A 10,784-nucleotide genomic window follows, 5' to 3' on the forward strand; every position below is an offset into this window, starting at 1 on the left:
AGCTCCTCGCTGCCCGAGGCCACGTTCTCGCCCGCGCTCTGCACCTCGCCCACGACCTCGGAGAGCTTGGCGACCATCTCCTGGAGCGCGGCGGCCAGCTGGCCGATCTCGTCCTTCTGGTTCACGTCGATGCGCGCCGTGAGGTCGCCCGCGGCGATGGCCTGGGCGAAGCCCACGCCCTGGCGCACCGGCCCGGTGATGGCCCGGGTGATCATCAGCGCGGCGACAACGCCGAGGACCAGGGCCACGGCGGCGCCAGCGAGGATCACGCGCAGGTCGGCGTCCATGCCCTCGCGCATGATCTCGTTCTGCCGGGCGCCGAAGGCCTCGGCGGAGGAGATCAGTTCCGTGGCGGCGGCGGCCATGGCCGTGCGGGCCTGGATCTGCCTGTCCGTGGCCTGGGCGTAGGCGGCGAAGCCGTCGCGGTAGGCTCGGGCGGCCTGCTCCAGGGGCGTCAGGGCCTGGCGTTCGGCCTCGGGCATGGCCGCGCGCAGGGCGTCCTGCTCGGTGAGCAGGGCGGCGAAGCCCTCGTCCACCAGCCGCAGGGCCTGTTCGCCGGGGCGGGCGAGGTAGTCCTTGGCCAGCCCGCGCAGGGTCAGGAAGCGGGCCTGGACGCGGGTCGCGGCGTCGAAGGCGGCGAAGCGTTCCCCGCGCCCGGCCTGGGGCCGCAGGCGTTCCAGCAGGGTGGCCACGCCTTGTTCCAGCTCTCCGGCGCTGCTGACCACGCCGCCCAGCAGGGTGGTCCGCTCCTGCTGGAGACGGGCGTAGGTGTTGAAGTTGTCGGTGTAGGTTTGGGCGTGGGCAACGATGGCATCCACGGTGGCCTGGTCCGCCGGGATCTTGTAGGTGGCGCGGGTGGCCTTGGCCGTTTCGGCCAGGGCGGCCATGTGGGTGTTGAAGCCCTTGGCCATTTCCGGGTCATGGTCCAGGAAGTAGTACAGGGCACTGACGCGGGCGTTGAACATGGCGACGTTTATGGCGTTCATGTCCTCGGCCTTGGCGCTTCTGTTCTTGACGCCGAGCATGCTGTTCCAGCTCAGGCCCGCCACGGTGGCCGTGAGCAGCAGGACCAGGGCGAACCCCAGTCCGAGCTTCATCCCCAACCTCATGTTCTTGAACATCGTCTCCTCCTCGTGCGCGGGGGCGAGCCCATCGGCGCAGTAACCCGGATTGGTGCAAAGCGAAGGTGAATGGGAGGGGTGCAGACACCATAGCCTTTCCTGTGGCCAGGTCAAAGGAGAATATAGGAATAGAGTATCAATTGGCGGGTTCGGGGCGCGGCGGCCCGGGCCGGTTGCCCGGCTAGCCCAGCAGGCCGTGTTTGCCCAGGAGCTGATAGAAGCGCGCGGGCCGCAGCCCGGCCAGGCGGCAGGCCACGCGCCGGTCACCCGCCGCATGGCGCATCAGTTCTGCGAAGTAGCGCTGCTCGGTTTCGTCCACGGCCTGGGCCCGGAAGGCGCGCCAGGAGGGGAAGCCCGTGCCCGGCGCTGGCTCTTGGGGGGCGGCGGTTTCGCCGCGCCGCCCGGCGGCCTTGCGGGCGATGCGCGCGCGCAGGTCCACCGGCAGGTGGCGGGGGAACAGGGTCGGCTCGCCCTGGGCGGCGACCACGGCGGTCTCCAGGGTGTTGAAGAGCTCGCGCACGTTGCCCGGCCAGGAGTGGGCGCCCAGGGCCTCGAGAAATTCGGGGGTCACGCCCTTGGTGCCCTGGCCGTGGCGCCTGCCCAGCTCGGCCAGGCGGTGCATGACCAGGGCCCCCAGGTCTTCCCGGCGCTGGCGCAGGGGCGGCAACTCGAGGACCATGGTCTTGAGCCGGTAGAGCAGGTCGAGCCGGAAGGCCCCGCGCGCGGCCAGGGCCTCCAGGTCGCGGTTGGTGGCCGCCACCAGCCGGAAGCGGCTGCGCTCCTCGGTGCAGCCGCCCACGGGGCGGAAGGCGCGCTCCTGGAGCACGCGCAGGAATTTGGCCTGCACGGGCAGGGGCAGCTCGCCCACCTCGTCCAGGAACAGCGTGCCGCCGTCGGCCTGTTTCACCAGCCCGGTGCGGGCCTGCTCGGCCCCGGTGAAGGCGCCGCGCACGTGGCCGAAGAGCAGGCTTTCCACCAGCGCTTCGGGCAGGGCCGCGCAGTCCACGATGACAAAGGGCCCCCGGGCTGTGGGGGCGTTGTCGTGGATGGCCCGGGCGAACAGCTCCTTGCCCGTGCCCGTTTCGCCTGTCACGAGCACGTCCGCCGGGCTCGAGGCCGCGCGGGCCACCTGGTCCAGACAGGCGCGGATGCCGGGGCTGGCGCCGACGATGGCCTCGCGGCGCAGGGCCATGGGCACCACGCGCCGCTTTTCCGCGCGGTATTGCAGGGCCCGGGTCAGGGGCAGGGTCATGCGTTCCAGGGAGCAGGGCTTCTGGATGTAGTCCCAGGCGCCGCTGCGTGTGGCCAGCTCGGCGCCGTCGGGGTCGCCCTCGCCGGTGATGATGATGACCTCGGGCGGGTCGGCGCTCCGCCCCAGGCCGGGCATGGCCGCCAGCCCGTCGCCGTCGGGCAGGCGCACGTCGAGGTAGAGCACGTCGAAGTCCGCCCGGGCCACGAGGCGCGCGGCCTCACCCAGGCAGGCCGCGGCCTCGGCCTCGTGGCCCATGCGCTCCACGGCGGCGCACAGCAGCTCGCGGATGGGTTCGTCGTCGTCGATGATGAGAATCCTGGCCATGGCCTGCGGGCTCCTGCGTGTGACTGCTGGCCATGATACCAGTTCTTCCCGGCGGGGCGGAAGCGGTTTCGCGCCGCCCCGCGCGGGCGGGGCTACCGGCCTCCCAGGTCCAGCTCCATGTCGCCGGGCCAGGTGATGGCGTAGCCGTACTCCACGGTCCGGGCCGTGCCGGGGGCCAGCTCGAAGTCCCAGATCACGGTGTCGTCCTCTTCCCGGGCGTCCTTGCCGAGGGTCTTTTCCAGCTTGATGCGTTCGTCGCCGGGGCGGGGCAGGCGGTCCTGCACGCTCACGCGCGCCGGGCCGGGCTTGCCGTTTTTCACCTCGACGGCCCAGGCCCAGCGGTGGCGGCCCCGGGCGCCGAACAGCCCGGCCTCGCCGGACTTGCGGTCCGTGCTGCGCAGGGTCACGGCCAGTTGCGGGTCGGCTCCGAAGAACAGCTCGGCCTCGGCCCGGGCCAGCTCGAAGGGCACGCGCTGCACCAGCGCGCCTTCCAGCAGCAGGTCCGCCGGGCCGGAGGGGATGCGCGGCGCCTCGGCCTGGGCGAGGGTCGCGCGCAGGTAGGCGCGGGGCTCGGCATAGGGCCGCACCAGATAGTCGAAGGTGGCCTGCCAGTCCTGGCGGGCGATGGGCAGGCGGACGCGGTCGCCCGAGGCCAGGGTGGCCCGGCCCGCGTCGTAGGTGTCGAACACCGCGCCCTGGGTGCGCGGGGCCTGGGCGGCGCCAGCGGCGGCGTCGTTTGCCGTCTCCATGGCCGGGGCGGCGCGCATGAGCACGGCGGGCTCGGCCTTGGCCATGGGCACGGCGGGCCGGGGCTCCCAGGGCCACAGCTCCGGCGGGGTGGCCCCGGTGCGGAATTCGGCGGTGGCCAGGGCCAGGGGCACGTTCTTCCACTCGCGGCCCGAGCCCTGCCAGACCGTGGCGTCCCACGCAAAGCGCACCACGCCTTCGGCGGGCCGGGCGTCGAGCACGTAGCCGGGCTCCCAGCCCGCGTCGCGCAGGCGGTAGCTCAGGCGTACGGGCACCGAGGCGGCGGCCGGGCCGTTGAAGGAGGCCCGGACCTCGAGCACCATCTCGGCGCCGCCGGTCAGGCGCTCCAGCTCGGCGCGCAGGTCGGCCACCACCGCCTCCTGGGCAGCGAGGTCGCGGCGCAGGGCCGAGGCGGCGGCCAGCTCGGCCTCCAGGCCCTGGCGCAGGGCGGCGGCCAGGGCCGGAGCCTCGGCGGGCCGCTCCAGGGGCGCCCCGGCCTGGGTGCGCCAGAACTGGGCCCCGGCCTCGCGGGCGGCCAGGGCGTCGGCCAGGGCCTGGCGCTTGGCGTCCTCGCGCTCCAGGGCCGCGCGCACCTCGCGGATGCGCCCCTCGTCGGTGCGGCGCACGGGGCGCACGTCCACCCCGGCCAGGGTCAGCGGCGAGCCGCCCCGGGCCTGGATGGTCACGCTGCCTTCGTCGGCGCCTGCGGGCAGGGTCAGCACGCCCGTGGGCAGGCCTGCGGCGGCGTCCAGGGCCAGGGTCTGCTCCTCGGTCACCAGGGCCGAGCCGGGGTACAGGATGGCCGACACCACCTCGGCCCCGGCCCGGCACGGGGCAAGGGCGAGGCCCGCAAGGGCCGCCACGGCGGCCAGACGCAACGCGATCGCGGTCATGGTTCTTCCCCTTGCGCGCGGAGCGCGCGGTGCTGCGTGGGCCGCCGCTGCGGCGCGGCTCCCGGCCCCGGAGGGGCCAACGTCCTGGCAGGCCGCCCACGATGGCGGCCTGCCGCGCCAGTCACGAATCCGGGCCCTCGCGCCTGTGGTGCTGCGCGCCGGCCTTGGGCTTTTTCACGCCTGGCATTGCGCCATGCCTGAACCGCCCGGGGAAGGGAGTTTCCCCGCAGTCAGCTAGAGGGCCACCGTGCGGCGTTCCCAACTCCCGGCCTTGAGGTCGAAGGCCTCGACGCTGGCGCTGCCGCGCTGGTCCCAGGTGGTGGCCAGCACGAGGCCCTTGCCCTGGGGCGCGATCTGGTCCACCAGCAGGTCGAGGGTCGCCACGAGGTTCTCGGCGTCCTCCTCGAACATGGCGCTCGGGCCCGCCAGGTGGATGGTCCCGGTGTTTTCTTCCAGATAGACGTATTCAACGGTCTCGAAGGCGCGCTTGAGCAGCCGGGAAATCTTGCTGTACTGCCACTCGCCCACGCCGTAGATCCAGCCTTCGTATGCCGTGCGTCCCGCTTCCATCATGGTCCTCATTGGTTTGTATGCGGGCCGTGCCCCAGGGCGCGGCCCGTTGGGCTCTCATACAGCGTCCGGCCCAAGAGCTCAAGGGCGGCGGGCCGGTTGGGCCGCTCTGTGCTGCGGGTTTGCCTTTGTCCAGTTTTTTGATATGCGGTGTGTACTCCCGCTGGACACCGCGCCGCGCGGTCTTCGCGGGCAGGAAAAGGGGGGACCATGTCCGAGGGCAGGATTCTCATCGTCGAGGACGAGGCCATCATCGCCAAGGAGATCGAGCACGCGCTTGCGGGCTTCGGCTACGAGGTGCTGGCGGTCATCCCCCGGGGCGAGGACGCCGTGCCGTTCGCCCTGCGCGAGCGCCCGGACCTGGTGCTCATGGACATCATGCTCGCCGGGGCCATGGACGGCACGCAGGCTGCGGCGGCCATCCGCGAGCAGCTCGATGTGCCGGTCATCTTCTCCACCGCCTACACCGACCGCGAGACCCTGGAACGCGTCAAGCCCACCACGCCCTACGGCTATCTGGTCAAACCCTTCGAGCACACCCACCTGCGCATCACGGTGGAGACGGCGCTGTACCGCGCGCGCACGGAGCGCAGGCTGCGCGCCCAGGAGGAGCGCCTGCGCCAGGCCGAGAAGATGCAGGCCGTGGGCACCCTGGCCAGCGGCGTGGCCCACGACTTCAACAACATCCTGTCGGCCATCATCGGCTACTCCGAGATGGGCCTGCGCCGGGTGCCCGAGGCCGACCCGCTGCACCGCATGTTCGACCGCATCCTGCGCGCGGGGGCGCGGGCGCGCTCTCTGGTGCAACTGCTGCTGGACTTCAGCCGCCCCGCCGCCACGGACCGCGAGCCCGTGGACATGGCCGGGGTGCTTGAGGAAGCCCTGGACGTGGTGCGGGCCACGCTGCCCGCCGGGGTGGAGGTGGACTACGCGCCGCCCGGCCACCCCTGCCCGGTGCGCGCCGATCCCACCCAGCTGCACCAGGTGGCGCTGAACCTGATGGTCAACGCCGTGGACGCCATGCGCGCCGACGGCGGGCGGCTGACGGTGCGCCTCGGGCTGTGCGCCCAGGGGAGCCGGGAGGACGCGGCCTGCCCGCCGCCCCTGGTGGGCGAGCCCGGCCCGGGCGCCCAGGGCCAGGGCGTGGCCCTGGAGGTCGCCGACACGGGCCGGGGCATGGCCCCGGAGGTGCTGCGCCGGGCCTGCGACCCGTTCTTCACCACCAAGCCCTCGGGCGAGGGCACGGGCATGGGGCTGGCCATCGTGCAGGGCATCGTGCGCAGCTACGGCGGCTGGCTGGCCCTGGATTCGCAACCCGGCACGGGCACGCGGGCCACGGCCGTGCTGCCCCGCGCTGCCGCGTAGCCCGCAAGGCAGGATGACGCCATGGCCAACGTGCTGATCATCGACGACGACCACATGGTCCGCGAAATGCTGTGCGACATGGTGCAGGAGCAGGGCCACCGCTGCGCCATGGCGGGCAGCCTGGCCCAGGGGCTGGCCGAGGCCGAGGCCCGGCCCTACGACGTGGTCTTCCAGGACGTGTACCTGCCCGACGGCACGGGGCTGGACATCCTGCCCCGGCTGCTGGACTCGCCGGGCAGGCCCGAGGTCATCGTCATCACCGGGGCGGGCGACGCCCAGGTGGCCGAGCGGGCCATGCGCGAGGGCGCGTGGGACTTCGTGGCCAAGCCCCTGGACCTGGCGGCGGTGAGCGCGCCCCTGGCCCGGGCCGTGCGCTACCGCGAGGACAAGCGCGCCCGGCGCGACGACCGCACCATCCTGCGCAAGGGCATCGCCGGGTCCAGCGGGCTGATGCGCGCGCTGATGCACACCGTGGCCCTGGCCGGGGAGTCCGGCGCCAGCGTGCTCATCACCGGCGAAACGGGCACCGGCAAGGAGCTGTTCGCGCGGGCCATCCACGCCAACAGCCCGCGTGCGGCCCAGCCCTTCGTGGTGGTGGACTGCGCGTCGCTGCCCGAAACCCTGGTGGAGTCCATCCTCTTCGGCCACGTCAAGGGCGCCTTCACCGGGGCGGACAAGGCCCGCGAAGGCCTGGTGGCCCTGGCCCACGGGGGCACGCTGTTCCTGGACGAGGTGGGCGAGCTGCCGTTTTCCATGCAGCGGGCGTTTCTGCGCGTGCTGGAGGACCGCACCTTCCGCCCCGTGGGCTCCAAGACCGAGCAGAGCAGCGATTTCCGCCTCGTGGCGGCCACCAACCGCCAGCTCGAAGCCATGGTCGAGCGCGGCGAGTTCCGCAAGGACCTGCTCTTCCGCATCCGCTCCTTCAGCATCGAGCTGCCCGCCCTGCGCGAGCGCAGCGAGGACATCCCCGAGATCGTGGCGCTGCACATGGAAAAGCTGGCCGCTGGCGGGCGCTTCGGGCGCAAGGATTTCTCCCCGGAGTTCATGGAGGCCCTCACGGCCTACCCCTGGCCGGGCAATGTGCGCGAGCTGGTGCAGTGCCTGGAGCGCTCCCTGGCCGCCGCCGGGCCCGAGAGCGTGCTCTACCTGAAGCACCTGCCCGACGAGGTGCGCGTGAGCTACGCGCGGACCCTGGTCAACCGCGACGGGCCGTCCCTGCCCCTGGCTCCGGCTTCGGCTCCGGCCCCGGGGCTGGGGCGGGGCGGGGCGCAGCCCGGCCCGGCCCCGGCGGCCCCGGCCCCGCCGCAGGCCGACGCGGACGGCTCCTGGGCCGACTACCGCGAGGCCGTGGTCGGCGCCGCCGAGCGCGAGTATTTCAGCCGCCTGCTGCGCCGCACGGGCGGCGACGTGCGCCGCTGCTGCGCCGAAGCCGGGGTCTCCCGGGCCCGGCTGTACCAGATCCTGCAAAAGCATGGCCTGAGCAGGCGCTGACCCGGCCCGGCACAGGGCTGGCCGTCTTGCCCGCATGGACTCTATCCATTCAAACTAGACAAGTCCTCCCGGATTGGACGTTTCGGGCGAGGAAATACAGGCCAGGCGATGCCGCTGCCACGAGCGCCTGGCGCAATGCGTTGATTTTTTGATGAAAAGCCTTCCGCACCAGGGGCGGGCAGTTTTGGCACGGGTCTTGTTAGAAGAGAGGCGGAGGGAACGACCATGACGACCGCCGACACCATTTTCCATCTTGCCCGCAAGGCGTCCAACGAAGGCATCGCCCTGGAGGCCGCCCGCCTGTGCACCGTCTGCTGGACCGTGCATGTGGCCGAGGAATGTCCGGAATGCAGCGCCCGCCAGTGGCTGTATCTGGCGCCGCTGCTCAAGGGCTTCGAGCTTGTGGAGACCCGTTGCGGACAGTGCGACGAGGCCCAGCGCGTCGAGGCCTGCTAGCGCCATATTCGGCTCCGGCGGCATCTCCTGCGCAGCTGCCGGAGCCTTCCGAGGGGGCGCCCCCCCCCAAGCAACCGCCCCCTCGTCCCCCCCCGAACCGCCTTCCACCCCCCCCGGAAGGCGGTTCTTCCTTTGCCCCCGGGGGGGAGGAGGCGGCACGCGCCGCTTCCCTTTTGGGCCGAGGGCTGGTAGAAAGACGCCGATTTCACAAACCCGAGGGGTGCCGAGTGAGCAAACGCGTCCGTCTCATCGCCAAGATCCTGCTGGGCATCGCCCTGTACATGCTGGCCGTGCTGGCCTCCGCCGCCGTGGTCCGCGCCGGGGAGGCCGACCCCGGGCGCGACACGCTGTGGCAGGTGTCCACCATCGACGCACTGCTGGCGGGGGTCTACCAGGGCGCCGTGCCCATGGCCGAACTGCTGCGCCACGGCGACCTGGGCCTGGGCACCTTCGACGCCCTGGACGGCGAAATGGTCGTGCTGGACGGCGCGGTCTGGCGCGTGCGCGCCGACGGCAAGGCCACGCCCGTGCCCGCCGACGAGACCACGCCCTTTGCCCAGGTCACGCCCTTCGAGGCCGATTTCAGCGTGACCCTGGAGGGCGTCGGCTCCCTGGCCGAGCTGGCCGCACGCCTCACCGCCGCGCTGCCCAGCCCGAACATGTTCTACGCCGTGCGCGCCCAGGGCGCCTTCGAGCTGGTGCGCACGCGCAGCGTCCCGCGCCAGGCCGAGCCCTATCCGCCCCTCAAGGCGGTCGCGGCCTCCCAGCCCGAGTTCACCCTCCCTGCCACCAGCGGCGATATCGTGGGCTTCTACGGTCCGCCCTTCGCCAAGGCCGCCGGGGTGCCCGGCTTCCACCTGCACTACCTGAACGCCGCGCGCGACGCGGGCGGGCACATGCTCGACGTGCGCTTCGCCGGGCCCGTGACCTTCGAGCTGGACACCACCACCGCCCTGACCCTGGCCCTGCCCGCCACCCCCGCCTTCGCCGCCGTGGACCTCGCCCCGGACCGCGAGGCCGAGCTCAAGCGCGTGGAGCAGTAGCCCGGCCCCGGGCCCCCGGGCCCCGCCCCGAACGCACCGAGGCCGCGCATCCCGAAGGATGCGCGGCCTCGTGCATTTGCGCGCTCCCGTTTTTGCCCGCCCTAGATGGTGCGCTTGTCCACCACGCGGCGGGTCTTGCAGGCCTGGCCGTCGAACAGGCTGGCGCGCTCCACGATGCGCACGGCAAAGCCCACGCCCAGCACGGACTCCAGGCGGCGGTGGATCTCGGCGCACAGCATCTGGTGCTTCTTGATCTCGTCGAAGAACTCGTCGGTGCCCGCCTCCACAAGCACGGTGCCCCGGTCCAGCCCGTCCTCGCGCTCCAGCACGATCTGGAAGCAGGGGTCGATGCCCTCGATGGTGGCCAGCACGTTCTCCACCTGGCGGGGATACACGTTCACGCCCTTGAGGGTGAACATGTCGTCGGTGCGGCCCTGGATGCGGTCCAGCCTGCGGTGGGTGCGCCCGCAGGGGCAGTCCCCGGGCAGGAAGCGCGTCAGGTCGCCCGTGCGCAGGCGCAGCATGGGGAAGGCTTCCTTGGTCAGCGTGGTCAGCACCAGCTCGCCGACCTCGCCCTCGGCCACGGGCTCCAGGGTCTGCGGGTCCACGATCTCGGCCAGGAAATGGTCCTCGTTCAGGTGCAGGCCGTTGCGTTCCAGGCATTCCCCGGCCACGCCGGGGCCCATGATCTCCGACAGGCCGTAGTTGTCCGTGGCCGTGACCTTCAGCCCGTCCTGGATGGCCGTACGCATGGCCTCGCTCCAGGTTTCGCCGCCGAACAGCCCGTGGCGCAGGGTCAGGGCGTTGACGTTGACGCCCGCGTCGCCCATGCGCTTGGCCAGATACTGGGCGTAGCCCGGGGTGCAGACCAGGGCCGTGGTCTTGTAGTCCTGGATGATCTGGATCTGGCGCTGGGTGTTGCCGTGGGAGCTGGGCACCACCGAGGCGCCCAGCAGCTCGGCTCCGTAGTGGAACCCGAAGCCGCCCGTGAACAGCCCGTAGCCGAAGGCGATCTGAACCACGTCGTCCTTGGTGACGCCGCCCGCCGTGAGCACCCGCGCGGCCAGCCGCGCCCAGCGGCGCACGTCGTTCTTCGTGTAGCCCACCACCACGGCCTTGCCCGTGGTGCCGCTGGAGGCGTGCAGGCGCACCACCTCGCGCATGGGCACCGCGAACATGCCGTAGGGGTAGTTCAGCCGCAGGTCGTCCTTGGTGGTGAAGGGCAGCCTGCGCAGGTCGGCCAGGTCGCGCACGTCGCCGGTGTCCAGGCCCATGGCCTCGAACTTCTTGCGGTAGAACGGCACGTTGCGCGAGATGCGGTACAGCGTGGACTGCAAGCGCTCAAGCTGCACCTGCTCCAGCGCCTGGCGCGACATACACTCATATTCGGCGTCGAAGTACATGGTCGCTGCTCCTTCGTTTCGTCCTGTGCTTGCGCGCCGGGAGAGGGGGCGGGGGGAACCCCCTTTTCCCCAAGCGCCGAAAACGGGGTTCCCCCCGCCCCCTCTCCCGGCGCGCAAGC

Annotated in this window: 9 protein-coding genes; 4 read left to right on the plus strand and 5 right to left on the minus strand. The window is 72.2% G+C overall.

Annotated features, from left to right (window positions below):
• The 4 genes from G495_RS0114025 to G495_RS0114040 all read right to left on the minus strand — a co-directional run.
• A partial coding sequence (locus tag G495_RS0114025) for a methyl-accepting chemotaxis protein (protein ID WP_169734398.1) occupies positions 1 to 1,097 on the minus strand: 1,097 nt, incomplete at its 3' end.
• A gap of 205 nt (positions 1,098 to 1,302) precedes the next feature.
• Positions 1,303 to 2,697 (minus strand): sigma-54-dependent transcriptional regulator, encoded by a 1,395-nt coding sequence (locus G495_RS0114030; protein WP_028588308.1) that lies wholly within the window; start codon positions 2,695 to 2,697, stop codon positions 1,303 to 1,305.
• A gap of 92 nt (positions 2,698 to 2,789) precedes the next feature.
• Positions 2,790 to 4,337 (minus strand): DUF4139 domain-containing protein, encoded by a 1,548-nt coding sequence (locus G495_RS0114035; RefSeq protein ID WP_028588309.1) that lies wholly within the window; start codon positions 4,335 to 4,337, stop codon positions 2,790 to 2,792.
• 234 nt (positions 4,338 to 4,571) lie between these two features.
• Positions 4,572 to 4,910 carry a hypothetical protein gene (locus tag G495_RS0114040; protein WP_028588310.1) on the minus strand — a complete coding sequence of 113 codons (339 nt, stop codon included), beginning with the start codon at positions 4,908 to 4,910 and terminating at the stop codon, positions 4,572 to 4,574.
• Positions 4,911 to 5,117: 207 nt separating this feature from the next.
• Here G495_RS0114040 and G495_RS20595 point away from each other — a divergent pair, with 207 nt between their 5' ends.
• The 4 genes from G495_RS20595 (at position 5,118) to budA (ending at position 9,262) form a co-directional block, all read left to right on the plus strand.
• Positions 5,118 to 6,272, plus strand: a complete 1,155-nt coding sequence (locus G495_RS20595) for a sensor histidine kinase (protein ID WP_028588311.1) — start codon at positions 5,118 to 5,120, stop codon at positions 6,270 to 6,272.
• Between the two features lie 21 nt (positions 6,273 to 6,293).
• Positions 6,294 to 7,763: a sigma-54-dependent transcriptional regulator gene (locus tag G495_RS0114050; RefSeq protein ID WP_028588312.1), complete on the plus strand. Its 1,470-nt coding sequence runs from the start codon at positions 6,294 to 6,296 to the stop codon at positions 7,761 to 7,763.
• A 225-nt stretch (positions 7,764 to 7,988) separates the two neighbouring features.
• Entirely contained in the window at positions 7,989 to 8,219 is a 231-nt protein-coding gene (locus tag G495_RS22075; RefSeq protein ID WP_028588313.1) for a hypothetical protein, read from the plus strand.
• A 227-nt stretch (positions 8,220 to 8,446) separates the two neighbouring features.
• Positions 8,447 to 9,262, plus strand: coding sequence for an acetolactate decarboxylase (gene budA / locus G495_RS0114060; RefSeq protein WP_028588314.1), 816 nt, complete (start codon positions 8,447 to 8,449; stop codon positions 9,260 to 9,262).
• 101 nt (positions 9,263 to 9,363) lie between these two features.
• Here budA and G495_RS0114065 read toward each other — a convergent pair whose 3' ends face one another.
• Positions 9,364 to 10,665, minus strand: coding sequence for a phenylacetate--CoA ligase family protein (locus G495_RS0114065; protein WP_028588315.1), 1,302 nt, complete (start codon positions 10,663 to 10,665; stop codon positions 9,364 to 9,366).
• Positions 10,666 to 10,784: the final 119 nt, after the last annotated feature.

The organism is Desulfocurvus vexinensis DSM 17965, from assembly GCF_000519125.1.
GTDB classification, from domain to species: Bacteria; Desulfobacterota; Desulfovibrionia; order Desulfovibrionales; family Desulfovibrionaceae; genus Desulfocurvus; species Desulfocurvus vexinensis.